This is a genomic window from Stenotrophomonas sp. LC732 (assembly GCF_052446685.1).
Classification (GTDB): domain Bacteria; phylum Pseudomonadota; class Gammaproteobacteria; order Xanthomonadales; family Xanthomonadaceae; genus Stenotrophomonas; species Stenotrophomonas muris.
The window spans coordinates 2,396,760-2,422,984 of record NZ_CP199214.1; the positions used below are offsets into that span (position 1 = coordinate 2,396,760).

The 26,225-nt window shown below is 67.8% G+C and carries 25 protein-coding genes; 3 read left to right on the plus strand and 22 right to left on the minus strand.

Annotated elements, in window-relative coordinates; translation table 11 throughout:
• Positions 1 to 57 precede the first annotated feature (57 nt).
• From glgX to glgA, 7 genes are read right to left on the minus strand one after another with little or no spacing between them, the layout of a single operon-like run.
• Positions 58 to 2,178, minus strand: a complete 2,121-nt coding sequence (gene glgX / locus ACT6SE_RS11500) for a glycogen debranching protein GlgX (protein ID WP_014647379.1) — start codon at positions 2,176 to 2,178, stop codon at positions 58 to 60.
• Entirely contained in the window at positions 2,165 to 2,335 is a 171-nt protein-coding gene (locus tag ACT6SE_RS11505; RefSeq protein WP_014647380.1) for a DUF2934 domain-containing protein, read from the minus strand. Before ACT6SE_RS11505 ends, glgX begins: the two co-directional genes overlap by 14 nt.
• Complete coding sequence (gene treY / locus ACT6SE_RS11510) at positions 2,304 to 4,877, minus strand: malto-oligosyltrehalose synthase (RefSeq protein ID WP_046430986.1); 2,574 nt, start codon at positions 4,875 to 4,877, stop codon at positions 2,304 to 2,306. The genes ACT6SE_RS11505 and treY overlap by 32 nt, the downstream gene beginning before the upstream one ends.
• Positions 4,874 to 6,718, minus strand: a complete 1,845-nt coding sequence (locus tag ACT6SE_RS11515) for a 4-alpha-glucanotransferase (protein ID WP_046430987.1) — start codon at positions 6,716 to 6,718, stop codon at positions 4,874 to 4,876. Before ACT6SE_RS11515 ends, treY begins: the two co-directional genes overlap by 4 nt.
• Positions 6,715 to 8,433: a malto-oligosyltrehalose trehalohydrolase gene (gene treZ / locus ACT6SE_RS11520; protein ID WP_046430988.1), complete on the minus strand. Its 1,719-nt coding sequence runs from the start codon at positions 8,431 to 8,433 to the stop codon at positions 6,715 to 6,717. Before treZ ends, ACT6SE_RS11515 begins: the two co-directional genes overlap by 4 nt.
• Positions 8,430 to 10,664 (minus strand): 1,4-alpha-glucan branching enzyme, encoded by a 2,235-nt coding sequence (locus ACT6SE_RS11525; protein ID WP_046430990.1) that lies wholly within the window; start codon positions 10,662 to 10,664, stop codon positions 8,430 to 8,432. The genes treZ and ACT6SE_RS11525 overlap by 4 nt, the downstream gene beginning before the upstream one ends.
• Complete coding sequence (gene glgA / locus ACT6SE_RS11530) at positions 10,661 to 12,187, minus strand: glycogen synthase GlgA (protein ID WP_080342759.1); 1,527 nt, start codon at positions 12,185 to 12,187, stop codon at positions 10,661 to 10,663. Before glgA ends, ACT6SE_RS11525 begins: the two co-directional genes overlap by 4 nt.
• Positions 12,188 to 12,628: 441 nt before the next feature.
• Between glgA and ACT6SE_RS11535 the strand changes: the two genes are divergently transcribed.
• Both ACT6SE_RS11535 and ACT6SE_RS11540 read left to right on the plus strand, forming a co-directional pair.
• Complete coding sequence (locus ACT6SE_RS11535; RefSeq protein ID WP_005409905.1) at positions 12,629 to 13,057, plus strand: PAS domain-containing protein; 429 nt, start codon at positions 12,629 to 12,631, stop codon at positions 13,055 to 13,057.
• Complete coding sequence (locus ACT6SE_RS11540) at positions 13,054 to 14,583, plus strand: diflavin oxidoreductase (RefSeq protein WP_046430992.1); 1,530 nt, start codon at positions 13,054 to 13,056, stop codon at positions 14,581 to 14,583. Before ACT6SE_RS11535 ends, ACT6SE_RS11540 begins: the two co-directional genes overlap by 4 nt.
• 93 nt (positions 14,584 to 14,676) lie before the next feature.
• On the opposite strand, the gene ACT6SE_RS11545 is transcribed toward ACT6SE_RS11540, so the two are convergent.
• From ACT6SE_RS11545 to moaA, 11 genes are all read right to left on the minus strand, one after another.
• The gene (locus ACT6SE_RS11545) at positions 14,677 to 15,345 is read right to left on the minus strand and encodes an ATP-binding cassette domain-containing protein (protein WP_046430993.1); all 669 of its coding nucleotides are present in this window, start codon (positions 15,343 to 15,345) and stop codon (positions 14,677 to 14,679) included.
• Complete coding sequence (modB, locus tag ACT6SE_RS11550) at positions 15,335 to 16,018, minus strand: molybdate ABC transporter permease subunit (protein ID WP_046430995.1); 684 nt, start codon at positions 16,016 to 16,018, stop codon at positions 15,335 to 15,337. Before modB ends, ACT6SE_RS11545 begins: the two co-directional genes overlap by 11 nt.
• 3 nt (positions 16,019 to 16,021) lie before the next feature.
• Positions 16,022 to 16,765 (minus strand): molybdate ABC transporter substrate-binding protein, encoded by a 744-nt coding sequence (gene modA, locus ACT6SE_RS11555; RefSeq protein ID WP_046430996.1) that lies wholly within the window; start codon positions 16,763 to 16,765, stop codon positions 16,022 to 16,024.
• Between the two features lie 18 nt (positions 16,766 to 16,783).
• Positions 16,784 to 17,560, minus strand: a complete 777-nt coding sequence (locus tag ACT6SE_RS11560) for a helix-turn-helix domain-containing protein (protein ID WP_046430997.1) — start codon at positions 17,558 to 17,560, stop codon at positions 16,784 to 16,786.
• A 68-nt stretch (positions 17,561 to 17,628) separates the two neighbouring features.
• Positions 17,629 to 17,994 (minus strand): hypothetical protein, encoded by a 366-nt coding sequence (locus ACT6SE_RS11565; protein ID WP_046430998.1) that lies wholly within the window; start codon positions 17,992 to 17,994, stop codon positions 17,629 to 17,631.
• The gene (gene mobA / locus ACT6SE_RS11570) at positions 17,991 to 18,557 is read right to left on the minus strand and encodes a molybdenum cofactor guanylyltransferase (RefSeq protein ID WP_046431000.1); all 567 of its coding nucleotides are present in this window, start codon (positions 18,555 to 18,557) and stop codon (positions 17,991 to 17,993) included. Before mobA ends, ACT6SE_RS11565 begins: the two co-directional genes overlap by 4 nt.
• Positions 18,523 to 19,023, minus strand: a complete 501-nt coding sequence (locus tag ACT6SE_RS11575; protein WP_046431002.1) for a molybdenum cofactor biosynthesis protein MoaE — start codon at positions 19,021 to 19,023, stop codon at positions 18,523 to 18,525. The genes mobA and ACT6SE_RS11575 overlap by 35 nt, the downstream gene beginning before the upstream one ends.
• 3 nt (positions 19,024 to 19,026) lie before the next feature.
• Positions 19,027 to 19,287, minus strand: coding sequence for a MoaD/ThiS family protein (locus tag ACT6SE_RS11580; protein ID WP_005409914.1), 261 nt, complete (start codon positions 19,285 to 19,287; stop codon positions 19,027 to 19,029).
• Positions 19,287 to 20,540 (minus strand): molybdopterin molybdotransferase MoeA, encoded by a 1,254-nt coding sequence (locus tag ACT6SE_RS11585; protein ID WP_046431004.1) that lies wholly within the window; start codon positions 20,538 to 20,540, stop codon positions 19,287 to 19,289. The genes ACT6SE_RS11580 and ACT6SE_RS11585 overlap by 1 nt, the downstream gene beginning before the upstream one ends.
• Positions 20,537 to 21,535: a bifunctional molybdenum cofactor biosynthesis protein MoaC/MoaB gene (gene moaCB / locus ACT6SE_RS11590; RefSeq protein WP_046431005.1), complete on the minus strand. Its 999-nt coding sequence runs from the start codon at positions 21,533 to 21,535 to the stop codon at positions 20,537 to 20,539. The genes ACT6SE_RS11585 and moaCB overlap by 4 nt, the downstream gene beginning before the upstream one ends.
• Before the next feature lie 8 nt (positions 21,536 to 21,543).
• Positions 21,544 to 22,524 (minus strand): GTP 3',8-cyclase MoaA, encoded by a 981-nt coding sequence (gene moaA / locus ACT6SE_RS11595; RefSeq protein ID WP_049420408.1) that lies wholly within the window; start codon positions 22,522 to 22,524, stop codon positions 21,544 to 21,546.
• A 564-nt stretch (positions 22,525 to 23,088) separates the two neighbouring features.
• Here moaA and ACT6SE_RS11600 point away from each other — a divergent pair.
• Positions 23,089 to 23,463 (plus strand): hypothetical protein, encoded by a 375-nt coding sequence (locus ACT6SE_RS11600; protein WP_049420410.1) that lies wholly within the window; start codon positions 23,089 to 23,091, stop codon positions 23,461 to 23,463.
• A 19-nt stretch (positions 23,464 to 23,482) separates the two neighbouring features.
• Here ACT6SE_RS11600 and ACT6SE_RS11605 read toward each other — a convergent pair whose 3' ends face one another.
• From ACT6SE_RS11605 to ACT6SE_RS11620, 4 genes are all read right to left on the minus strand, one after another.
• Positions 23,483 to 23,869, minus strand: a complete 387-nt coding sequence (locus tag ACT6SE_RS11605) for a hypothetical protein (RefSeq protein WP_049420417.1) — start codon at positions 23,867 to 23,869, stop codon at positions 23,483 to 23,485.
• Between the two features lie 244 nt (positions 23,870 to 24,113).
• Positions 24,114 to 24,500, minus strand: a complete 387-nt coding sequence (locus ACT6SE_RS11610) for a hypothetical protein (RefSeq protein WP_049420411.1) — start codon at positions 24,498 to 24,500, stop codon at positions 24,114 to 24,116.
• A gap of 98 nt (positions 24,501 to 24,598) precedes the next feature.
• Entirely contained in the window at positions 24,599 to 24,970 is a 372-nt protein-coding gene (locus tag ACT6SE_RS11615) for a hypothetical protein (protein WP_049420413.1), read from the minus strand.
• A 475-nt stretch (positions 24,971 to 25,445) separates the two neighbouring features.
• The gene (locus ACT6SE_RS11620) at positions 25,446 to 25,769 is read right to left on the minus strand and encodes a hypothetical protein (protein WP_069116524.1); all 324 of its coding nucleotides are present in this window, start codon (positions 25,767 to 25,769) and stop codon (positions 25,446 to 25,448) included.
• Positions 25,770 to 26,225 lie beyond the last annotated feature (456 nt).

Genomic DNA, 26,225 nt, shown 5'->3' on the forward strand with positions numbered 1-26,225 from the left:
CGGGCAAAGGCCCGGCGCTGGCCAGTCATCGCAGCACCGCCTGTACGCGCGCTGCCGTCAGGCGCTGCTGCTGGCCGCAAGCAGGCACAGGCTGCGCGGCGGCAGGGTCCAGGCACCTGCTTCATCCGGCTCCAACGGCGTTTCGTCGGTCTGCAGCAGTACGCGCCGGAACGACAAGGCTTCATCCGACACACTGAACCGCTGCGGCTGGTCTCCGGCGTTCAACAGCAGGGCCAGGCTGACATGCCGCCCGGGCTCGCGCAGGCCGCTGTCCGGGCTGCGGCCGTCCAGCACGATCAGCAGCGCACGCAGCCCTGCGTCATGCCAGTCCGCTTCCTCCATGCTGCGGCCGTCAGGATGCCGCCAGTCGATATCGCGCAGGCCCAGCGCTTCATCGTATTCGCCGCGCAGGAACCGGTTCCTGCGCAGCAGGCCATAGCGTCGGCGCAGCGACAGCGCCCGGCGTACGAACGCCACCTGCGCCTGTGCAGCCGGCGATGCCGCACGCTCCCAGTCGATCCAGCTCAGCGGGTTGTCCTGGCAGTAGGCGTTGTTGTTGCCCTGCTGCGAATGGCCGAACTCATCGCCGGCCAGCAGCATCGGCGTGCCCTGCGCGAACAGCAGCGTGGCCAGCAGGTTGCGCATCTGCCGCGCACGCAACGAGAGGATCGCCGCATCATCGGTGTCGCCCTCCACACCGTGGTTGCTGGAGAGGTTGTGCGAGTGGCCATCGCGGTTGTCTTCGCCGTTGGCCTCGTTGTGGCGATCGTTGTAGCTCACCAGATCGTGCAGGGTGAACCCATCGTGCGCCGTCACCAGGTTGATGCTGGCCGAGGGCCGCCTGCCATGATGTTCGAACAGGTCGGCCGAGCCGGTGAAGCGCGTGGCGAATTCCGGCAACTGGCCGCCATCGCCGCGCCAGAGCGCGCGCACCGTATCGCGGAAGCGGTCGTTCCATTCCGCCCAGCCCGGCGGGAACTGGCCCAGTTGATAGCCGCCCGGGCCGATGTCCCATGGCTCGGCAATCAGCTTCACCTGGCTCAGGATCGGGTCCTGGCGTACCGCATCAAGGAAACTGCCCGAGGCATCGAAGCCATGCCGCTCGCGGCCAAGGATGGTGGCCAGGTCGAAACGGAACCCATCCACCCGCATCTCGGTCACCCAGTAGCGCAGCGAGTCCATCACCATGCGCAGCGCGCCGGCATTGGTCAGGTCGAACGTGTTGCCGGTGCCGGTATCGTTGATGTAATAGCGGCGATCATCGGCCAGGCGGTAGTAGCTGGCATTGTCGATGCCCTTGAAGGACAGCGTAGGGCCCAGCTCATTGCCTTCGGCGGTGTGGTTGTAGACCACGTCCAGGATCACTTCGATGCCGGCACTGTGCAGCCGCGCGACCATCTGCTTGAACTCGGCCACGGTGCCCAGCGAGAGGTAGCGTGGCTGCGGCGCGAAGAAGCCGATGGTGTTGTACCCCCAGTAGTTGCGCAGCCCGCGCTCGAGCAGCTGCTGGTCATCCACGTAGGCATGCACCGGCAGCAGCTCGATGGCGGTCACCCCCAGATGGCTGAGGTGGTCGACCACCGCGTCGTGGCGCAGGGCAGAGAAAGTGCCGCGCTCGGCCTGCGGAACATCGGGGTGCTGCATGGTCAGTCCGCGCACGTGCGCTTCGTAGATCACGGTCCGGTCCCAGGGCGTTGCGGGTGCACGTTCGACACCCCAGCTGAAGGCCGGATCGATCACCGCGCAGCGTGGCATGTAGCTGGCGCTGTCGCGGCGGTCGAAACTGAGATCGCCATCGCGGTGGCCCAGGGTGTAGCCGAACAGGTGCGGCGCCCACTTCAGCTCGCCGACGATCTGCTTGGCGTAGGGGTCCAGCAACAGTTTGTTGGGATTGAAGCGATGCCCCTCCTCCGGCGCATACGGGCCGTGCACCCGATAGCCATAGCGTTGCCCGGGCCGCACGTCCGGCAGGTAGCCGTGCCAGATCTCGTTGGTGTACTCAGGCAGGACGATGCGCTCGACTTCACGGTTGCGCGCATCGAACAGGCACAGCTCCACCCGGGTGGCATGCCGCGAGTACAGCGCAAAGTTCACGCCCAGCCCGTCCCACGTCGCGCCCAGCGGGAACGGCCGGCCTTCGCGCACGCGCGAGGTCTGCGTCCACTTACGGCTGGCCATCGGTGCCCTCCTCGCCGCGCGCCGCGGCAATCTCGGCCTCCACCAGGCGCTCGGCCATGTGCCAGTGCCGCTGCTGCTGATCGTCCGGGCGCCCCTCCGCTTCCCAGATCTGGTGGGCCAATGCCTCAATCCGCTGCCGTCGTTCCCTGCTGTCCATCCCTACCTGTCTCCTCGTTGATCCATATCGCCAGCGGGCTGCCAGCCAGAAGCCTGCCCACGTCCGCGGTTGCGTTGAAATGTTCGATGCGCCCGTCCAGGAGGTTGCGCATGGGGCCTGTCGGCACACCGTGCAGTGCTACGCCGGTGCCGACGTCGTGCGCGGCGTGCAGGCTGGGCCCAGGCACGGCGGCGGGCGAACCCCGCCGCACGATCACCAGCAGCACCTGCGCCTGATGCCTGCGCGTGAACGCCAGCCACGGCGAGCGCGCAGGCGCGGACAGCGGCTGCAGCTGGCCATGCAGGAACAGGTGCGGGTGCCTGCGGCGGCACTCCAGCAATTGCCGCAGCAGGAATGCCTTGATGCCACCGTCCCGCCAGTCTTCCAGCAGCGCGGGCCACCCGCGCGTATCGCGCAGCCACGCCTGCCGCGCTGGATAGTCCACGGCACGCCGGTTGTCCGGGTCCACCAGGCTCAGGTCCCAGCCTTCCCCTCCCTGGTAAAGGTCGGGCACGCCGGGCAGGCAGTGCTGCAGGCACAGCTGCGCCAGGCCGTTGCAGGCGCCGGCCGGCGCGATGCGCGCCACGAACGTCGCCAGCGCCTCGCGCACCGGCTGCAAGGGCGCTGCGTCCAGCAGCGCGTGCAGCCACTGCGCGGCGGCCTCCTCCACGGCCACATCCGGGTCTGACCAGCTGCTGACCCGCTTGCCCTCGCGCAATGCCTTGGTCAGCCATTGCACCATCCTCGAGGCGAAGTCGGCGCCAGGGGCACCGTGCATCGGCCATGCGGCCACGAGCGCCTGCCACAGTGCGTAGGCCTCGGCACCCGGCAACGGCACCGGCGCGCCGGCGCGGGCCGACATCCGGTTCCAGCGCCGCACAGCGTCCCGCCATTCGAACGTGCAGGTACTGAGAACCGCCAGCCGTGCCCGGCTGTCGGCGCCGCGCTTGTGATCGTGGGTCGCAAGCGCAAGCAACGCCCTGGGATGGCGACGCAGGCGCGCGGCGGCGTGTTCCAGCAGCGCGCGGCCCTCCATGCCCAGCCGCTGCGGATCACTGCCAACGTCGTTGCGCGAGAGCAGCCTGAAATAGCGATAGAACCCGGTGTCTTCCACCGACTTGGCATTCAACGGCGCGGCCAGTTGACCGAAACGCGCACGCAGCACGCGCTCGGCCTGCGCCTCGCCGGCAAGCGCTGCCAGCAACAGGTCCAGCGCCGCGCGTGCGGCACCGTCCAGTGCCAGGCGCGCTGCGGCGGCAGCGTCCGCCAGCGCCTTTCGTTCACCCGCCCCCTGCAGCGAATAGGGCCGGTAGGTGCGGTAATGCCCCAGCACGGACGCCAATGCGCGGGCCAGCGCAGCCACTCCGATATCGGCTTCGGCCAGCCGCGGCTGCAGGACCTGCTGCGCGCTGCGCAGCAGCCGCTGGAAGTCGGCATGAAGGCCCTGGCGCAGCAACATGGCGCGGGCGTCCTGCTGGATCCGGTCGAAGCTGCGCGGGTCACCACCCAGCGCCTGCCACGTGCGCGAGAGCGCGGGTGCAGCCGCCGGATCGTGCAACCAGGCACCGGCCTGGTCCATGAAGTCATAGCCGGTGGTGCCGTCGCAGGCCCAGCCGTCGGGCAGCTGCTCGCCCTCGGCCAGTATCTTCTCCACATGCAGGCTGACGGTCTGCGGGTCACGACCGCCGGCCGCGCAGGCGGCGTCGAGCGATTCACGCAGGCGCTGCAGGTACGCGCCCGGGCAGGACAGGCCATCCACGTGGTCGATGCGCAGGCCGTCCACCCATCCCTCGCGTACCAGCCGCAGCGGCAGCGCATGCACTGCCTCGAACACATCCTCGCGCTCCACCCGCAGCGCGGCCAGTTCGTTGATATCGAAAAAGCGCCGGTAGTTCACCTGATCGCCGGCCGTGCGCCACCAGGCCAGACGGTAGTGCTGCCGCTGCAGCAGCGTGTGCAACCGTTCAACGCTGCGGTTGCAGCGTTCGGCCCACGCCGGCCACTGCGCGGGTTCCAGCGGATGGCTGCGCGGCGACAACGGCAATGCCAGGCCATGGTGGCGCAGCACGGGCCGCGCGTTGTCCACCACCACGCGCACCACGCCGTCGCGTACCGCGTCGTGCAACGGCCGGTCCAGTACCGGCAGCCAGAGCCGGCCCTCGCAGCCCGGCGCCTCCCACTCGATGTCAAACCAAGCTGCGTGCGGGCTTCGAGGCCCGTGCATCAGCACATCGCTCCACCACTGGCTGTGCGGGGACGCCGCCAGATGGTTGGGCACGATGTCCAGGATCAGGCCCATGCCGTGCGCGCGCGTCACTTCCGCCAGCTGCAGGAAGCCCGCTTCACCGCCCAGTTCCGGATTGATGCGAGCCGGGTCGACGCCATCGTAGCCATGCGTCGACCCGGGCACCGCCGCAGCGATCGGTGACAGGTAAAGGTGGCTGACGCCCAGCGCGGCGTAGTACGGCACCTGCGCGGCAGCCGCCCCGAGGTCGAAGCCTGCGTGCAGCTGCAGGCGCGCGGTGGCACGCAACCCCGTCATTGCCCGGTCCTGCGGCGCGTGGCACTCAGGCGCGCCACGCGCGCATCGGCCGCGTCAGCATCCCACGTCGGCGGCAGGCGGCGGCGCCAGTTGGGATGGCCGTCGACGGTGCCTGGCAGGTTCACCTGTGCGCGACCGCCCAGCGCGTCTTCCAGCGGCAGCAACGCCAGCCGGGACGCCGAGTGGGCGACCAGAGACAACGCCCTGGCGTCCAGCGGCGCGCCCTCGCCGCCAACCACCGCAGACAGTGCCTGCGCGTCGCTGGCGCGCGCGCGCAGTGCCGCTGGCAGATCCGCCAGCTCACCCAGGCGTGCACGCCAGCGCAGGTCACGCCCGCGCAGCCAGCCGGCCAGCGGTGGCAGGTCATGGGTGGAGGGCATGGCCACTGCATCGCGGCGCCACTGCGGCGCCGGCAGGAAGCGCGCGCCGTTTCGGGCAAACGGCAGCACCTCGATGCCCAGAATGCCCCGGGCTGCCAGCCGCTGGCGCATGCCCGGCGGAACCACGCCCAGGTCTTCGCCGATCAGCACGCAGCGATGCCGCCAGGACTCCAGCACCAGCAGGTTGATCAGATCATCGAACGGATAGCGCAGGTACACGCCCTGCCCGGCGCCCGCGCCACGGGGCAACACCCACAGCCGCAGCAGGCCCAGGATGTGATCGATGCGCAAGCCTCCGCGGCCGGCCATCACGGCGCGCAGCACGCGAAGGTAGGGTGCGAAGCCCTCGCGCTGCAACGCCATCGGTGACCAGCTGGTGATGCCCCAGGCCTGGCCGAGCGGATTGAACGCGTCCGGCGGCGCCCCCAGCTCAAGTCCCTGCAGCAGATCAGCACCCCCGGTGCGTGCCTCCACGCCCTGCGGCGCGCAGCCCACGGCCAGGTCGGCAATCAACCCGATCGAAGCGCCCTCGTCGCGCAGCGTGGCGTGTACCTGCGCCCAGCCCTGCTGTGCCAACCACTGCGCAAACGCATGGTCGTCCGCGCTGCCGGTGAACCGGTCGGCGGCATGCTGGCAATAGTGCCGCAGCGGATCGCCCTGCATGGCACGCCAGGTTTCGATCTGCGCGTGCTGCGACGGTGCCTGCGCTGCAACCCATTGGCGAACCTGCCGTATCCAGCGCCACTTCACTGCCGCCGAGTGCGGCCAGTCGATGCGACGTGCGGCAGTCCCCGCTTCCACCGCCGCCGCCAGCGCCTCGTCCCCGCCCAGCACGCTGTTGGCGGCATCGGGCAATACCTGCGGCAGGGAGACCTGCAGCGGGTCGAGCCAGCGCCGGTCGCTGGGCGAATAGGGACTGTAGCCTGGGCCCGGTGGCATGCCCGCGTGCAGCGGGCTCAACGCCAGTGCGTCGCCGCCGTGTCGGTGCAGCAGCTCGCTCCATCGTGCACAGCCGGCACTGTCACCGATGCCGGCATCACCGGGCGCGCGCAGGCTGTAGACCTGCGCCGACAGGCCCCAGCCGCGCAGCGTGCCCCGCGGCCACCAGGCACGCTGTGGCGCCACCGCAACCGCCTGTTGCTGGTCGCCCCGGCGCCACTGCCAGTAGCCCGGCTGGTCCGGCACGCGCCAGCGGCCCTGCGCATCGGCACGGGCGGGCAACGCTGCGCCCTGCTCATCCACCCAGCACGCTGCACCGGCTGCCTCCGGCATCACCAGCAGCTGTCCGCAGCAGGCCGTGCGCAGGCCAGCGTGCTCGGGCACCGCCTCGCACTGCAGCCCCTCCAGCACGGCGCGCAGCACGTCCGGTGCGACCTCGCGCGCGGCACCGGCCACGTCGGTCCAGCGGACCAGCAGGCCCGCACGGCGGGCCGTCTCCCGCACCGCTGCATCCGTATTCATGCGGCGACCCAACAGGCCAGCACGCCGCCGCCTGCCGGCAGCATCCCGGCAGCGTCCGGCCCCACGACGCACTCGCCGGCCGGCACCGCATGCGCCACCGGCACAGGGCCCACGTTGATCGCGATCCACCATTGGCCCGATGGCAACTGCCAGCCCGCCTGCACCGCGCCTTGGCCCAGCACGCGCGCGCCCAGCGACCGCGCCTGCAGCAGGCCCGGCTGCAGATAGCGCCTGCGCAGGCCGAGGAACTCACCCGTGCAGCGCAGCCAGTGCTGCGACCAGGGACCATCGCCGGGCGGTGGCGTGTACGACGCCTGCAGGGTCGCCGCATCGTTCGGGTCCGGAATACGCGCTCGCGCGGCGGCGTCGGCAAAGGCGCTGAAACCAGCGAACTCACGGCGACGCCCTTCGCGCACCGCCTCGTCCAGCGGCGGCGCGTAGTCGGTGAAGAACAGGAAGGGCGATTGCGCCTGCCACGGCTCGCCCATGAACAGCAGCGGGATCATCGGCGTCAGCAGGGTCAGCGCCAGCGCCGCGCGCAGCGGCGCAGGATCGGTCAGCATCGACAGGCGCTCGCCGAAAGCGCGGTTGCCCACCTGGTCATGGTTCTGCGCGAATACCACAAAACGCGCGGGCGACAGGTCGGCGCTGGGTTCGCCGCGGGGATTGCCGCGCAGGTCCGGTTCACCCTGCCAGGCGAATCCTTCGGCCAGGCAGCGCGCCAGCAGTGCTTCGGCGCGACCGGCATAGGCCGCGTAATAGCCTTCCTGCTCGCCGGTCAGCATCACGTGCAGCGCATTGTGGAAGTCATCGTTCCACTGTCCCTGGTAGGCGCCGCGCAGCCACCGCGCCTGGTTGCGCTCGTTCTCCAGCACCAGGTGCGCGTGCGGGGCCACCGCACGTACCTCATCGGCCAGCTGCTGCAGGAAACGGTCATCGTCAATGGCGTGCACCGCGTCCAGGCGCAGGCCATCGAAGCCGTAGTCGCGCAACCACATCAGCGCGTTGTCGATGAAAAAGCGCCGCACCCAGGGCTGGCGGAAGTCGATGGCCTCGCCCCACGGCGTGCTGCGGTCGTCACGGAAGAACCCGCGCGCGTAGTCGCGCAGGTGGTTGCCCTGGGGTCCGAAGTGGTTGTAGACCACATCCAGCAGCACCGACAGCCCTGCATCGTGCGCCGCCTCGATGAAGGCCCTCAGCGCTGCCGGCCCGCCGTAGGCATGGGCCGGCGCATACGGGAACACGCCGTCGTAGCCCCAGTTGCGCTGCCCGGGAAACTGCGCGACCGGCATCAGTTCAATGGCGGTGATGCCCAGCGCGGCCAGCATCGGCAGTTGCGCGGTCAACGCCGCGAAGCCGCCCCCGGCCTCGATATGCACCTCATAGATCACCAGGTCCTGCCAGGCATGCCCCTGCCAGGCAGGCCCCGTCGCGTCGGTATCCAGCACCACCGCGCTGTCGCCGTCGATGCCGTCCGGCTGCCAGCGCGAGGCCGGGTCGGGCACGTCCTGGCCAGAAGGCAGGCGGAACCGGTAGCGGTCGCCATGCGATGCCGGTATTCGCAGCCAGTGGCAGCCGTCCGGGTCGCGTTGCATCGGCCGCTGGGTGCCTTGCAGGCACAGCGCCATCGTCCTTGCGCCCGGTGCCCACACGCGGAACTCCACCCCGTCACCGGCCACCGGCCAAGCGCCCAGGCGCGGGGCCACTGTGGTCATGCATCAACCTGCAGGTAGAGCGTGGACAGCGGCGGCAGCGTGAGCCGCAGCGACTGCGCGTGGCCGTGCATCGGCCTCGGCTCGGTATGCACTGCGCCGAGGTTTCCCGCATTGCCGCCACCGTAATACGCGCTGTCGGTGTTGAGCCGTTCGCTCCAGCGCCCCGGTTGCGGCACCCCGACCCGGTAGCCGTCGCGACGCAGCGGGGTGAAGTTGCTCACCACCAGCAGGGTGCGGCCGCTGCCGGCAGGATCCCGGCGGATGAAGGCGTAGACGCTGTTGCGACTGTCGTCCGCCACGCTCCAGTCGAAGCCGCGTTCGTCGCGTTCGTCGCGATGCAACGCAGGTTCGGCGCGGAGCACGTTATTGAGGTCGCCCACCAGGCGCGACAGGCCCTGGCCCTCGTTGCTGGCCGCCCGTGCCCAGTCCAGTGCCGCATCGTGCGACCACTCATGGCCCTGGCCGAACTCGCCGCCCATGAACAGCAGTTTGCTGCCCGGGTGCGCCCACATGAAGCCGTAATACGCGCGCAGCTGGGCCAGCCGCTGTGCCGGCTCGCCCGCCATCTTGGCCAGCAGCGCGCCCTTGCCATGCACCACCTCGTCGTGGGACAGCGGCAGCACGAACCGTTCGGAGAAGGCGTAGACCAGGCCGAAGCTGATCTGGCTGTGGTGATGCGAACGATGGACCGGATCGCGCCCCAGGTACTGCAGGGTGTCGTGCATCCAGCCCATGTTCCACTTGTGGGTGAAGCCAAGCCCGCCCTCCTCCACCGGCGCTGTCACCCCCGGCCACGCGGTGGATTCCTCGGCGATCACCAGCACGTCCGGGAAGCGCTCCCGCAGCGTCTGGTTCATCCGCCGCAGGAAAGCGACCGCCTGCAGGTTCTCGCGCCCGCCCTGCTCGTTGGGTACCCACTCCCCCTCGGCACGGCTGTAATCCCGGTACAGCATCGACGCTACGGCGTCCACGCGCAGACCGTCGACATGGAAGCGCTCCACCCACTCCAACGCACTGCCGATCAGGTAGGCGGCCACTTCGTTGCGGCCGTAGTTGTAGATCAGCGTGTCCCAGTCGGCGTGCACCCCTTCGCGCGGGTCGGCATGCTCGTACAGCGCGGTGCCATCGAACCCGGCCAGGCCATGCGCATCGTTGGGGAAGTGCGCGCTCACCCAGTCCACGATCACTCCCACGCCGGCCTGGTGACAGCGGTCCACGAAGCGTGCGAAGGCCTGTGGCGTGCCGTGGCGTGCCGTCGGCGCGTAGATCCCCAGCGGCTGATAGCCCCAGGAACCGCCGAAGGGATGCTCGCTCACCGGCAACAGCTCGATATGGGTGAAGCCAAGACCGGCCACGTACGGAATCAACCGGTCGGCCAGGGCATCCCAGTCCAGCGGCGCACCATCGTCGCTGCGCTGCCAGGAACCGGCATGCACTTCGTAGATCGACAGCGGTGCGCAGGTTCCGGCCAGGCGGCGGGCCGCCAACCAAGCATCATCGTGCCACTCCATTTGCCCAGCCGAAGGCACCCGCGATGCGGTCGCCGGTGGCAGCTCGGCCCAGCGCGCCATCGGATCGAACTTGTCGGGCATCACCCGCCCGTCGGCGCCGACGATGCGGAATTTGTAGCGGGCACCGGCCTGCACGCCCGGCAGGAACAGCTCCCACACGCCGGCGGTGTGACGCAGCCGCATCGGATGGCGTCGGCCGTCCCACCCGTTGAAATCGCCAACCACGGCGACCCGCTGGGCATTGGGCGCCCACACCGCGAAGCGCACGCCCGCAATGCCCTGCACCTGCATCGGCACCGCACCCAGCTGCCGCGCCGCATCGGCATCACCGGCATGGAACCGCTGCAGCAGGGCTTCGTCCAACAGTGGACCGAACGCATAGGCATCGTGCACCTGCTCCACGCCCTGTTCGAAATGCAGGGCAAGCAGCGGTATCGCCGCGTCACCGGCCGCTCCCTCGAACAGGCCGGGCAACGGGCCAGGGGACAGGTTCCAGCGCCGCCCATCGTCTGCAATCACCTCGACGCGCTGCGCATGCGGCACCAGCACGCGCAGCTGGCGTCCGCCTTCTGGCTGGCGATGCGGGCCCAGCCAGGCGAATGCATCGGCCGGGCGCGCGTGGACGAGGTCCTGCAGCGCCGGGGCGATACGCTGATCCAATCCCGTCTCCGTGATCGCTTCATCCTCCAGGGCGGCCAGATGCAGGCTGTCGTGGCTCATGCGGCCACCTGGCAGGTCTGCTGGTACAGGGCCAGGTACGCGCGACCGGCCGCATCCCAGCCACCCGGCCGCAGCATGGCGGCGCGGCGCATGGCCTGCAGCAGGCCGGGCAGGCGGAAGGTGCGCATCGCCCGTTCCACGCAGCGGCGCAGGCCATCGGCATTGGCGCCGTGGAACAGGAATCCGGTCACGCCATCCTCGACGGTATCCACCAGCCCGCCGGTCGCGTGTGCGATGGGCAGGCAGCCGAAGCGCTGCGCGTACATCTGGCTCAGCCCGCAGGGTTCGAAGCGTGAAGGCATCAGCAGGAAGTCGGCGCCGGCAAACATCTGGCGGGCCAGCGCCTCTTCGAAGCCGATGAATGCGCCCACCCGTCCGGGGTAGCGCCGGGCCAGCGCCTGCACCTGCGCTTCCACCTGCGGCTCGCCGCCGCCGATGACGACCAGCTGGCCGCCGGCCGCCACGATCTGCGGTGCCACGTCGCAGGTGATGTCCAGGCCTTTCTGGTGCACCAGGCGAGAGACCACCGCGAACAGCGGGCCGGTCGACGGCGCCAGCCCGAACGCCTTGCGCACCGCATGCGCGTTGGTGGCGCGCCCGGTCCATTCGCCGATGCCGAAATGGGCCTTGAGGTGGATGTCGCGGCGTGGATCCCAGCTGGCGTCGATGCCGTTGACGATGCCACTCAGGTGTCCGCCGGCCGCCCGGCGCGCCAACAGGTCATGCAGCCCGCAGCCGTCATCCGGGGCGGTGATCTGCTGCGCGTAGCGCAGGCTGACCGTGTTCAGCCGCGTGGCATTGGTGATGCCGCCCTGCAGGAACGACATCTGCCCGTGGAAGTGCAGTTCATCCAGGTGTTCGGCCGGCACGCCCAGCACCGGCGCAAGCGCGTAGGGGAACAGCCCCTGGTAGGCCAGGTTGTGGATGGTCAGCAGGGTCGGCACGGCTGTCCGGTCCCAACGTACGTAGGCGGCAGCCATGGCCACCGGCCAGTCATTCAGGTGCAGCAGCTGCGGCGCCCAGTCCAGCCCGGCACGCCCGGCCGCAATCTCCGCAGCCGCATGCGAAAGCGTGGCGAAGCGAACCGCGTTGTCTTTCCACTCCTGTCCCTGCCCATCCACGTAGGGCGAGCCCTCGCGCTCGTACAGCCCAGGCGACAGCAGCACGTAGATAGGAAGGCCGTCGGCCTGCACCGCCATGCCGATCGTGCACGCGGGCAACCCGGCTCGGGCGCTGACCCGCCCCACCGGTCGCAGCTGTGGCAGGCGCTGCAGAACCTCCGGGTAGCCGGGCAGCAGCACGCGCGAATCACATGCACCGCGCACCGCACGCGGCAACGCCGCGGCCACATCACCCAGTCCGCCGGCCTTGATGAAGTCAGCCATCTCGGTGGCGACGAACAGCACGCGCTGCACCAGTTCTGGGAGATCCAACGGTTGCGAGTGGCCGCGGCGAGTGCCGATCGGCACGGGCGTGAGCGGAGAGATCGCAACGGGTGAAGCGGACTGGGCGGCGCGGGCCATGGGGATGATCTCGGATGCTTCAGGCAGACAGACGCCAGCGGCGCCCGGACGGGCGCTTGTGCTGGGAAGGAAGTCGACGCAGGACGTGGGGGACGTCAGCGAGAGGCTCAGGACGACAATAGCCCTCCATGCGATCAATCAACCGTGAAGCCATGGCGATTTCTTTGTGACAAGGCGTCATGAGCTCAGTACACATGACAGGCGCCCGCCTCCTGCCCGTGTCTCTCCTGTAGAGCCGAGCCCGCGCCCGGCTGCCGGCAATCCCGTTTGCCCCGTGAGCCGAGCATGGGCTCGGCTCTACAGGGATTCTTCCTGCGACACCCGGTCGCAGGCCATCGAGCGACGCGCTTGACCAATGTCAAACCGCCCGCCGCCGCGCGGGCGTATTTCTATGCAGGACCCGAACACGCCGGCACTGCCGGCATCCACAAGGACCCTGCGATGAGCTACACCCCCGACAACGCCCAGCTGCTGAACGCCATGCAGAACGTCATGGTGATCTCCACCACCGACCTGCAGGGCAACATCACCTACGCCAATGACCTGTTCTGCACGCTCACCGGCTTCGCCCGCGAGGAACTGATCGGCCAGCCGCACAGCATCGTGCGCCACCCGGACGTGCCCAAGGCCGTCTACAAGGACATGTGGGACACCATCAAGGCCGGCAAGACCTGGACCGGCATCGTGCCCAACCTTGGCAAAGGCGGCGTGCTCTACGTGGTCGACACCACCGTGCAGCCGCTGTTCGACGCCGACGGCAACATCACCTCGTACATCAGCATCCGCCGCGTGGTGAACGACCTGATGCAGAACTACGACCTGGTCGAGTTCAGCAAGGAAAAGTTCGACGACTTCTACGAGGCCGCGTGAACGCTCTCCCGACCAGTACGCCCTTCAGCCGCCTGCTGGTGGGTTTTGCGTCCGAGTCGGGCAACGCCCGCGCCCTGGCCCAGCGCCTGGGCGCGGGCCTGCAGCTGCACGGGCCGCAGGTACTCCCGTTCAACGACATCGACGTGGCCAGTCTCGGCCAAGGCGATGTGCTGCTGGCAATCTCCAGCTCGTTCGGCGATGGCGAACCGCCGGCCAATGGCGAGCAGTTCTTCGAAACACTGCGCCAGACCCCGACGCTGCGCGGCCTGCGCTATGCGGTGTTCGGCCTTGGTGACACCGGCTACCCGAGCTTCTGCGGCTTCACCAAGGCGCTGGATGCTGCATTGAGCGAGCGCCAGGCCCAGCCGCTGCTGCAGCGGGTGGACGCCGATCTGGGCTACGAGCAGTTCTTCCAGCAATGGCAGCCGGTGCTGGGCCAGGTGCTGGAGGGTGACCTCAGCGCTGGCCAGCACCTGCACCTGCAGGTCACCGCCTATGGCGAAGACAATGCCTTTGCCGCGCGCATCCTCGAACGCCGCCGCTTGAACAGCAGCGACCCGGCCGCGTGGCACCTGCAACTGGACATTGCCGGCAGTGGCATGGCCTATCGCGCGGGCGACACCCTGCACGTAGTACCCGAGAACGATCCTGCCCTGCTGCAGGCGTTGGCCACCTGGTACGGCGACACCGCCGCCGTGGCCGCCCTGCACGACCGCGAGCTGCGCCTGCTGAGCAAGGGCGTGCTGCGCGAACTGGCCCGGCTGGGCGGTAGTGAGGCACTGAAGGGCCTGCTGAAGGTCAGCCAGAAGCGCGAGCTGGACGCCTACCTGCACGGCCTGGACCTGCTGGACGTGCTGCAGGACCACGCCACGCCGGACAGCGTGCCGCTTGCCCGGCTGCGCGAACTGCTGTCACCGCGGCTGCCGCGCGCCTATTCGATCGCCTCGCACCCGTGCGACGACCAGCTGAGCCTGTGCCTGCGCGAAGTGCGCTACACCCTGCGCGGCCGCGAACGCTTCGGCACTGCCACCGGCAGCCTGCTGCATGGAGGCGACCATGCCCGTGTGTACCGCCGCTCCAACCCCGGCTTCCACCTGCCCGATACCGGCGAGGCACCGCTGCTGCTGGTCGGTACCGGTACTGGCATCGCACCCTTGATGGGCCTGCTGCAGGAACTGCAGGCCAAGGCCTGCGAACGCGAAGTGCACCTGGTGTTTGGCGAGAAGCACCGCCAGCACGACTACCTGTACCGTGACCAGCTGCTGGACTGGCGCACGCGTGGCGTGCTGGCCGGCCTGCATACCGCGTTCTCGCGCGATGGCGCCGAAAAGATCTATGTGCAGCATGTGCTGCAGCAGCGCGGCGATGAAGTGCGCGATGTGCTGGCCCGCGGTGGGCATCTGTACCTGTGCGGCAACAAGCGCCACCTGGAAAGCGCGGTGCGCGAGGCCATCGATGCCATCGGCGGCGAAGGCCACTGGGACACGCTGCGCAATGAAGGCCGCACGCACTGTGAATTGTACTGATCCGTTGATCCTGTAGAGCCGAGCCCACGCTCGGCTGCTGTTGGCGTTGTCGCGCAGAGCAGCCGAGCATGGGCTCGGCTCTACAGGTGCAGGTCAACCGTCGACCATGCGGCCATCCACCACGCGCGCCACCTGCTGGCCGAACATGGCCACATCCTGCGGGTCATGGCTGATCAACAGCAGCGGAATGCCGGTCTTGTCCAGCACGGTCTCCAGCTCCTGGCGCAGGTGCTGGCGCAGGTCGTGGTCCAGCGCGGAAAACGGTTCATCCAGCAGCAGCGCCTGCGGCTGTGTCACCAGCGCGCGCGCCAGCGCGGTACGCTGGCGCTGTCCGCCGGAAATCTGTGATGGCAGCAGATCGCCCACCGTGTCGATGCGGAATGCGTGCAGCCACTGCTCCACCGCATCGAAACGCTGGCCGACCCGCGGATTCAGCCATCCCTTCTGCAGCCCGAACGCCACGTTCTGGCGCACGCTCAGGTGCGGGAACAACGCGTAATCCTGGAACACGTAGCCCAGCCGACGGCGCTGCGGTGGCAGGTCCACGCCGGTGGCCGTATCGAACAGGGTCTGCCCCTGCAGGCGCACATGGCCCTGGCCCGGCCGCAGCAGCCCGGCCACCGCCTTCAGGGTCAGGCTCTTGCCGGCGCCGGAGGGTCCGAACAGCACCACCTGCCGCTGCGTGCACTGCAGCGATACGTCCAACACGAAATCCTGGCCGGCCGCCTGCAGGCGACGCTGCACCTGCAGGTCAAGCCACATCACGCAGCTCCCGGCGACGTCCGCCCACCAACCGCGCAGCCAGCAACAGGATCACGATGCACACCACCGAGGTCAGGATCACCAGCGCATTGGCCTTGCCGTCCTGACCGGCCTGCACCGCCTCGTAGATGGCGATCGACAACGTCTGCGTCCGGCCCGGAATGCTGCCGGCCACCATCAACGTCGCGCCGAATTCACCCATCGCGCGTGCAAACGCCAGCAACAGGCCGGCAAGAATGCCGCGCCAGGCCAGCGGCAGCGTGACGCGGAGGAACACCGCCGCTTCGGACACACCCAGCGTCCGCGCGGCCTGCTCCAGCTGTCCGTCCACTTCCTCGAACGCCGCGCGTGCCGGCTTGAACACCAGCGGCAGCGAAGCCACCGCCGCCGCAATCACCGCAGCCTGCCAGGTGAACACCAGGTTGATGCCGAACCACGACTGCAGCCACGCGCCGATCGGGCCGTTGCGACCGATCAGCACCAGCAGGTAATACCCCAGCACCGTTGGTGGCAGCACCATCGGCAGGGTCAACAGCGAATCCAGCAGCTCACGGCCGGGAAAGCGCCGACGCGCCAGCAGCGCGCCCAGCGCCACGCCCAGCACCAGGTTGGCCGCGGTGGCCCAGCCGGCCACCTTCAGCGACAACCCCAATGCACTCCAGTCCAGATCCATGCGTCAGGGCTTGCCGAATCCGTGCCGGGCCAGGATCGCCTGGCCCTGCGCCGAACGCACAAAGGCGACAAACCGCTTGGCCTCTGCCGGCTGCGCGCTTGCCCTGGTCACCGCCAGCGGATAGGCGATGCGCCCGGACACCGGTACCGCGAAGGCACGGCGTACCCGGTCCGGCATCGCCTGCGCGTCAGTGGCATAGACGAAGCCGGCATCCACTTCACCGCGCGCCACGTAATCCAGCGACTGGCGCACGTTCTGCGTGGTGATGATCCGGCCCTGCACCGACGGCCACAGGCCGGCCGCTTCCAGCGCGCCCTTGGCATAGCGGCCGACCGGCACGCTGTCCGGGTTGCCCAGTGCGATGCGTTGCACGCCGGCACCGGCCAGGTCCTTCAAGCTGCGCGGCGCGGCCCTGGCCTGCGGCGGCGCCACCACCCACAGCGCGTTCACCGCGAACACCGCGCGGCTGCCGGCCGCCAGCAGGTCCTGCTGCTGGGCCTGGTCCATGGTGGCTTCATCGGCCGACGCGAACACATCCACCGGCGCGCCGCGGCTGATCTGCTGCAGCAGTACGCCAGAGGCGGCGAAGTTGAAATCGACCCTGGTTCCCGGGTGCGTCTTCTCATAGGCCGCACCCAGTTCGCGGAAGCTCTCGGTCAGGCTCGACGCCGCCGACACCGTCAGGTCGGCCGCCCAGGCCGGTACCGTGGCCAGCAGGCCCAGCCACAACAATGCCGCTCGCTTCATGCCCAGCCCCCTGCCTGATCAGTCCAGTCCGGCGTCCCGGGCTACGGCCAGTTCCGCCAGCCGGTCCGGGTCCAGCAACAGCATCTCACGTTGGTTCACCGCAATCACACCGTCGTCGCTCAAGCGGCGCAGTACCCGGCTCACCGTCTCCGGCGCCATCCGCAGGTAGTTGGCGATCTCGGTGCGGGCCATGCTCAGGTTGAAACGGGTGGCGGAGAATCCGCGCCGGGCATAGCGCTCGGAAAGATCCAGCAGGAACGCCGCCATGCGCTCCTCGGTGCGATGGTTGGCGGCCAGCGTGGCGACCTTGCCGATCTCGGCGCTGAGCAGGCTGAACAGCCGCGCCTGCAACCCCGGCATGCGCGTGGCCAGCAGGCTCAATCGCGGAAACGAGATCCGGCACAGGTAGACGGTGTCCAGGGCCACGGCGTTGCAAGGGAAGCGCGCGCCGTGGATGGCATTGAGCCCGATCACCTCGCCCGGCAGGCTGAAACCCAGCACCTGCTCGTTGCCCTGGCTGTCATCGACGAACGTCTTGACCATGCCGGCACGCACCGCGGCGATCGAGTCGAACGGATCGCCGGCACGGAACAGGTAGTCGCCGGCCTGGAACGGGCCTACGTGGTCGACCAGCACATGCAGTTCGCCCAGCGCGGTCTTGTCGTAGCCCTGCGACATGCAGGCGTCGGAGAACGCACAGGTGCTGCAGAAGTGCAGCGCGTCTCCGTCATCGGCTGCTGCCGGATTGGGCGTGGCCGGCCGGGACGCAGAGGGAGCGGAGGGGTTCAGGGGCATTGCAGCGAGGCAGGAACGAAGGCCCTCATCATACGACAGCGCACCGCCCGGCCCTGCGCAACGTGCGCCTACTCTGGCGCGGGTTCGGAACGCCGCTGCGGGCCACGCTGCCGCATGCTGTCGCGCACGTCCACGTCGAACTGCAGCTGCAGCATGCTGTCGTCATCCAACGCGATACCGAAGCCCAGCCCATCCCGGCAGGGCAGCCTGCCCGCCAGCAACTCAACGGCCTGGCGAGGCAGTACCAACCGGCAGAATGTCCCGCCATCGAGCAGCACCGCCTGATCGCCGGCATGCAGCGACAGCGCCACGCCCCAGCCACCGCTGCCACCAAAGCGCGTCAGGTTCTCCACTGATTCGCCGGCCAGCAATCCTGCCAGTTCTTCCTCATCCACGCGCAGGCGCATCGATTGCTGTTGCAGCTGGACCTTCATGCTGTGATGGACTCCCATTCCGACGGGGTGTTGCAGTTGAGCAGCAACGCCTGATCCTCCGGCGCCAGTGGCATCCGTGTCACGCCCAGGCGTTCCTGCAGGGCGCGCAGTGAACGGCGCGCCGTCGGATCATCGATCAAGGCCTGCAGCACGCGGCGGCAATGATCATCGATCCGCAACCGCATCGGCAACGGTTCATCGTCGAATACCGTGCAGGCACGCCCTTGATCGGCCTGCAGCCGCTGCAACAGCGCGGGTGTCACCCGCGGCGTATCGACCGGCACCACCCAGGCGGGGCCGTCTGGCATCTGCATTGCCACACTGTAGAGGCCGCCCAGCGGGCCGCAGCGTGCGACCCGGTCCGGGATGCCACCAAAAGCTGGGTAGTCGCCGCTCACCCATACCCTCCCGGCGCCGGCCTGCAGCAGCAGGCCGCGCATGTGTTCCAGCAGCGTGCGGCGGTGCCAGAGCAGCAGCGCCTTGTCGCGGCCCATCCGGCTGGACAGGCCGCCGGCCAGCACGATGCCATCAATGGGGATGTTCGTGATCGTGCGCATGGTCATGGCCGGGTTCGCCGTCCGCATGGCACAGGCTGCAACCCTCGCTCCACGCGCTGTCGCCGTCCTCGTAATGCTCCTGCTTCCAGATCGGGCACTGGTGCTTGACCACCTCGATCAACTGCCGGCAGGCGCGGAACGCCTCGTCACGGTGCGGGCTGCCGGCGGCCACCACCACCGCCACATCGCCGATGCCGAGCCGGCCCTTGGCATGCGCCACATACAGCTTCAGCTTCGGACCGAACGTGGCTTCGACCTCGGCGGCCAGGCGCTTGAATTCGTTCAGCACCAGCGGTTCGAACAGATCGTAGGTGATCCCGGTCACCCGCCGGCCCACGTTGACGTCGCGCACCTTCCCGATGAACACGTCGATGCCGCCGAAGCCCGTATCGGAAACCGCCGCGATGCCCTCGGCCGGATCGATTGCCGCCTGCGCGCGGTCCACGACCTTGGCGATGATCGTCTCGCTCATCGCTCAGCCCCCGCTCACCGGCGGCAGGATCGCCACCCGGCCATCGTCGGGCAGCGCCTCGTGGTCGCGCAGCACGCGTTGCTGGTCGGCGAATGCCGAGTAATCCAGCAAGCCGGCACGGAAACCCGGCCAACGCAGCGGCAGCAGCTCGCGCAGCGCCTGGCGCAGATCGGCCACGGTGCCACCGGCTACATCCACGGCGATCTCGCGGCTGGCATCCAGATCGGAAAACGCACCGAACAATTGCAGATTCACCTGTCTCATCACGGCTCCTGGCTCGCCAGCTGCACCGGGTCCTGATGACCCCAGCCCTGCACGCGCACTGGCGTGCCGGCAGGGGCGAGACCGCCCTCGCCGTCCAGCACCACCCAGGCGTTGGCCTGCAGCATGGACATCAAACGGAACGACTCCTGCCCTGCCAGCACGCGCGCACTCAGGCGGCCCTGCGCGTCCACTTCCACCCGGGCCCGCGCATGGAAGCGCAGGCCCGGCGGCGTGCGCACGTCGGCCTGCAGCGGCAACATCAGCACCTGCTCCGGTGCCAGCCCCAGCAGGCGGCGCAGCACCGGCTCGACAAAGAAGCGCTGGCCCACCGCAGCCGACACCGGGTTGCCCGGCAGGCCGAAATACAGCGTGCCATTGGGCAGCACCGCGAACAGCAACGGCTTGCCGGGGCGGATCGCCACCTTGTGGAACACGATGCGCGCACCGCGGCCGCGCAGCGCGTCGGGAATGAAATCGTAGCGGCCGGCCGACACCGCGCCGGTGCTGATCAACAGCTGCGCACCCGCGTCCAGCGCTTGATCCAGTACGGCATTGAAGGCGGCCACCTCATCGCCCACCGTGCCCTGCCAGACCACCTCGGCACCGGCGGCCTGCAGGCGGCCGACCAGGTATGGCCGGTTGCTGTCACGGATCTGCCCGGATTCCAGCGCCTGCGCCGCCTCGGTCACCAGCTCCTTGCCGGTGGCGATCACCGCTGCCTTTGGCCGCGCCACCACCGCCACCTCGCCCACGCCGATCGCATGCAGCAAGGTGCGCGCGTTGATGTCCAGCACCTGCCCGGCCTGCAGCACACGCTCGCCGTCGCTCACATCTTCGCCGCACAGGCGCACGTTCTGGCCCGGCTTCACCGATGCCTTCAGGGCGATGCGGGTCGGGCGTCCATCTTCGCTGGTGAGGATCTCCACATTCTCGACCGGCACCACCGTATCCAGGCCAACCGGCATGCGCGCACCGGTCATGATTTCCCAGGCACCCTCGCCGCCGTCGGCACCGGCATCGCCCGCCGCCTGCCAGCCCTGCACCCCGAATTCGGTACCGGCCTCGAACGTCGCGCCGTTGGCGCGCAGCGCGAAGCCGTCCATCGCCGAATTGTCGAACGGCGGCAGCGACTGTGCGCTGTGGATGTCACGGGCCAGCGTGCGGCCCGCGGCCTCGTGCAGCGGCAGGCGTTCGGCCGGCAGCGGCTTGACCGCGTCCAGCAGGTGCTGCAAGGCATCGCTGTAGGGGATCATGCGTGGCCATCCCCCTCGACCATCGCCAGGGCGTGGCCCAGTACCGGCGCCAGGATGTCCAGGCACTGCGCCGCCGCCTTCGGGCTGCCCGGCAATGCAAACACCAGCATGTTGCCCAGCTGCACCACCTCGGCGCGGCTCAGCCAGGCCATCGGCGTGTGCTGTGCGCTCAGTGCCCGCACCATCTGCGCCAGGCCATGCACCGGCCGCGCATTCAACGAACGCAGCGCCTCCGGGGTCAGGTCACGCGGGCCCAGCCCGGTACCACCGGTACACAGGCACAGGCGCACGCCCTCGGCGGCCAACGCCTGCAGGCGGCTGGCCAACGGCTCGATGCCATCGGGCAGCACTTCGGTGACCACCACCTCGCCACCCAGCTTCTTCAGCCCGGTCACCAGGGTCGGTCCAGAGATATCCTCATAGGTGCCTTCGCTGGCGCGATCGCTCAGCGTGATCACCGCGCAGGCCGCGCCTTCCAGGCCCTTCGGCGCACGCGGCTTGAACCGCTCACGCTCGGCCTCGTCCATGCCGTCCGGGTGCAGCCAGACACCGCGCTTGCCGCCCTCCTTGAACAGCAGGCGGATGCCTTCGATGCGCAACGCCGGCTCCACCGGCTTGCTCAGGTCGTACAGGGTCAGCAGCGCCGCGTTGACGCCGGCCAGTGCCTCCATCTCCACGCCGGTGCGCGCCTCGCTGGCGCACTCGCACCACACGCGGATCGCCTGCCGTTCCGGTACCGGCGCGCAGAACACCTGCACCAGTTCCAGCGGCAGCGGGTGGCACAGCGGCATCAGCATCGAGGCCATCTTGGCGCCCTGCAGGCCGGCAATCTCGGCCATCACCAGCGCATCGCCCTTGGGCAGGCGGCGCTCGACAATCAGCGGATAGGCCACTGGACCGGCATGCAGCTCGCCCACCGCCACCGCACGGCGGCGGCTGATGCGCTTGTTGCGCACATCGGCCATGTGGAAGGCCGCGTTCAATTCCCCACTCATCGTGTTGCTCATCCTCCGATGGAGGCCAGGTGCGGGGTCAGCCCGGTCTGGCCCTGGTGCAGTCCATGCCCGGCCGCTTTCAGGCCAAGCTGGGTGGTGATGCGTGCCAGCAGCGCGTCGTGGTCCTCATCGCGCTGCAGCAGCGGGCGCAGCGGTACGCCGAACTCGCCGAACAGGCACAGCCGCAGGTCGCCCTTGGCGGTCACCCGCAGGCGGTTGCAGCCCTTGCAGAAGTCACGCGAATACGGGGCGATGATGCCGATGCTGCCGCGATGGTCGGGGTGGCCGAACTCGCGCGCCGGGCCGGCGTCGGCCGCGCGCGGACGCTCGTGCCAGCCCGCGGCCAGCAGCTGCTCGACCACCACGTCGGCGCGCAGGTGGTAGCGCTGGAAATAGGCTTCGTTGTCGCCGGTGCGCATCAGCTCGATGAAGCGCACGCTGAAGGGGCGGTCACGCAGGTAGTCCATCCACTGCGGCAGCTCGTCGTCGTTCAGGCCCCGCAGCAGTACCGCGTTGAGCTTGATCGCCGGCAGGCCCAACGCCTGCGCCAGGGCCAGGCCCTGCTGGATCTCCGGCAGGCGGTCGTGCCCGGTGATGGTGTGGAAACGCTCGCGTTGCAGGCTGTCCATGCTCACGTTCAGCGCGGTCAGGCCGGCGCGGTGCCAGCCCGGCAGGCGCCGCGGCAGCAGCGTGCCATTGGTGGTGATGGCCACCTTGCGGATGCCCGGCACCGCCGCCACGGTGGCGATGATCTCGTCCAGATCCCTGCGCAGGCTGGGCTCGCCACCGGTCAGGCGGATCTTGCTCATCCCCAGCGCCGCAAAGGCCCGCACCAGGCGGCCGATCTCCTCCACCTGCAGGAAACGCGGGTGGCCATCGGCCTGGTACCCGTCGGGCAGGCAGTAGCTGCACCGGAAGTTGCAGGCTTCGGTGAGCGACAAGCGCAGGTACGGAAAGCTGCGTCCGAAGCTGTCGGTGAGTTGGCTCATGGCTGTTCCGCCTCCTGGTACCACCCTGCAGCCCTGCCCCTGAACGGGTTGTCGACCCCAGCCCGCAGAGTGCGCTGGGGCGTTGAAAGCGTCAACCCGGGAGGCACGCAGCCTGAATTGGTACCGCCTGTCGCGATAGGCCCTCCGCGCCCGTCCCGTTCGCCGTGACAACCTCGACACCTGTCGCAGATTGCACGCTGCGGGCGGATCACTACGCCAGCCAGCACTGGCGGGGCTTAACAGCGTAGGACAATGTCAAAAGCGTCTCCAATCGAGTGATGTTTGCAACTCTTCTGATTGGCATTGCACAGCGCCAGGGGCTCAGATGGCGTGCCACCGCAAAAGGGTGGCCGGGCTTCGAATCCCGTGTTGGCCTTGAGTAAGTGCGCTTGCCAGCCGGCGTCACCATGCGTGGCGCCGGCTGGCAATCCGTCTGCCGGCTATGGCGGGCGGTGCGTTGGGGGCGTTCGCGCCCGCCGGCTTGAGGCCAACCCGGATTCGAACCACGTACCGCCCGCCACCTTTCGGGTGGCGGCTACCGATTGCCCTGCACGGAGCCTTGCCATGAACGAATCGGACCTCCCGCATCTGCACGCCTACCGCAGCACCGCCGGCGACGACGGTTCGCCTCCGGCTGCGCCAACAGTGGACAGGAACACCTTCATTGCCAATCTCCACCGCATCGGCTCCGGTGCGGCAGCCGACGGACAACCTTGGCCGGAGCGTCACCAGCTGCCCGGCCGCTGCCTGGCCCTGGCCGACGCCGATTGCGCGTTGACTGGGTTGCGGGTGGTGCTGGAAATGCTGCTGGCAGCCGAACGCACCCGGCAGAACGGCGAACCCGGGCAGTACGTGGGCGACCGCGTGATGGAGGGGTTGGTCATGGCCTGCCAGTCGTTGTGCGCCCAGGCGGTAGGGCGGTTGCAGCCCGAAGGGTGAATGCCATGTGCAACGGACTTCAGCGAGGATCGCCTCCCGCCCGACACGCGGTCGGCGCAGCCCCCTTGTTCGGGGGAACCGCGTGTACATTCCAGCGATCTGCCAAAGCGCGTTCGACGCGGAAAGAGAATGACCATGCCTCGGCGGGCATCTTCCCTTGAGAGAAGCCAATAGCTATCTCGAAGCGATCCAATCCGAGGTTCCCCGCCTCCAGTCCCGAGCCATCTTCCCGCTTCACTCCGATGTAGACGACAGGGCGTTTCACGTCCACCTTTGCCCTGGCAAGCTGGCGATCCAATTCAGCGCTGCCATCGAAGAACTGCATTCCTTCGTCCTTGGCGATAGAGCTGAGGGTCTGCTTGAACCGATTCACGCCCTCTTGGTCATGCACGCAGAACTGGATCATCTTGAAGGGCCGCTTTCCTACAGCCCATGCGCCGCCAGAGAATCCAAGTCCGACTCCAATCAGAAGTAGTGCTGTCAGGATCCTCACCATCATCAAGGTCCCAATTTGCAGAGTGTGGCGGCCAACGTCGCCGCAGGGCCAAAAATCTTGACCCCAAGGATATCTCCGCTCGGTCTTCTCAGGCGCCTTCCCCCGGATGAGGGAGACCTTGTCGGGGGTGAGGAATCTGGGCACGGAATGTCCTTCAGAGCACTGCACCCGCCATCGGCAGATGCTCGATCCGCCATGTCCTGGCGTAGATCAGAATGACGCTACCGGTCGAGGTGGTCTCGATACGAAAACACTTCAGGCCGGACAGCGGATAGCCGACCGCCTTCCAACGATCAAGAAGATCAGCGAGTCCCGGCGCGTCATCGTCAACTCTGGCGAACTCAATTCCCTCGTCACCCAGTACGCCGAAGTTCATGAGCGCAGAGCACCCGTACGCTTCCGGGAAGCAAACGATTGACTCCCGACCGTCCGGCCAGCGCACGTGGACCTTTACCTCATCGCATACGCCTGGATTCCTTCTATCGATGTTGATAGCCAGCAACGTGGCGTCACACCATTCGAGCGCGTTGAAATCTTTCATCTACTGGAATTCCCCAAACCCATACAACAGAACGACCGAATCACCGCCGCCATCATTGCTGCGGCGTGTACGGGGAATTTCTTCAGCCTCGCAACGCCCTACTTCACGCAAGACGACTTCAACGCGTGCCTAGCCTGTGCTGATCCAACATTGGCCGACACCAGTTGATCGACGAGTTGACAAGAGATTCTCTGTTCCCCGTGCATAGGGACGACAAACAGATCCCCATTGTCCCTCGTTGTGTCCAACGCAACCCAAACCCTCGCTTGCGCGTCTACAGAGAACCCGGCGAGCAGATGCCCGCCCCCTTCTTCATAGATCAGGTCGCCAACCGGCTGGCGTCTGTACTCCAGCTCGGCGCTTTGCAAAGCGGCATAAACCGGCTTCTCGCCCAGCTCACCTCGTTGGAGTTTGCGAAATGAAAACAGCGCCGCACCTAGGATGAAGAGCAACACGTAAATGAATCTCATGGACTAGATTCCCGATCAGAGCTCTGGGATGCGCGAGGACGATCGCCGGTCACCGCTCCTGAAGCTCCCCAAGATTGAGATCCCGGGCATATGACCGCCGACTACTGATCTGTACTTCTTTGGATGCGAACCTTCGACCATCCCTGCATTCGACGGCGAATTGGTAGCTTCTGGGTTCCGGCCCTGCAACGACCATCATGGGGACCGAGAATGTGCTTCCAACCGGTTTCGACGAAACTACACCTTCGTCCTCCCCGAGCATACTCAGCTCACAATCTAGAGCGCGAACGTCACCCTGACCTGGCGGCACGCTTCCCGAGACGCGCACGATCATATCGCCACCCGATGTTGCACAGCCGGCCAGAACCAGACCGGCAACGACAGCGGCGGCATACCTCACCTTCGGCATCCCCGAATTCTCAGTACGCACTGCGACGTCTACGCCGATTAGCCATTCAGGGATGCATCAATCTCATCAATAGATACCCGCCATGATACGAATGTAGTCGTCGAGCGAATCCACCCGCCGATCGACTGCAATACCACGCTTTTTTGCGAGCGATTGAAGCTCGAATATCAACACCCCATACCCCGAGTCCCAGCCATGAGCTTCACCAGGCGACAGTTCCTTCGAAAATCGATCTCCAGGACGGAGCCTCCCGGAGGGCAAACGAAGCTCGTCTGCAACATGCTCCAGCAGCTCCACTACGGTTTCCTGATCCAGACCACTCTCCGCATAGTATTGGTCATAGAAGCCAGTTGGCGACAGCGCCTCTCTTTCTCTCAGTTTGTCTTTCATTTCCCTTCGCCTCTATCCACCGCCTGCGCTGCAGCCACAATAGACCATGGAGCCGATATCCCATAGGTCCTCCCGCACAGTCGTCACCGCGGCCCAGCAATCTTCCTGCCGAACGCCTGGGTGCTTGAAGCTTGCCGGACCATCCGATCTTCTTACACGGCCCTCCCATTCGTGAACACGGACAAGTGGCAAGGTCGATTTGACACATACCCGAACCCACACGACGCTCGGCCGGAAAGTGCCGAATCAGGCACCGGGAAAGGAGATCGCCACGTGCCACTCACGCATTTCGCTTACTAGGTGAGACCGCCCAGCCACCTATAACTTTATTCCGCTGTAAACAAGGCCCAGCTCTTCATCGCGCATGACCCAGCGGCCAGCATTTCCCTCCGGACACAGATAGAACTTGCCGCCATAGCTTGACGCTCGCGACCACGCGTTGCGGGCAAACGGAGG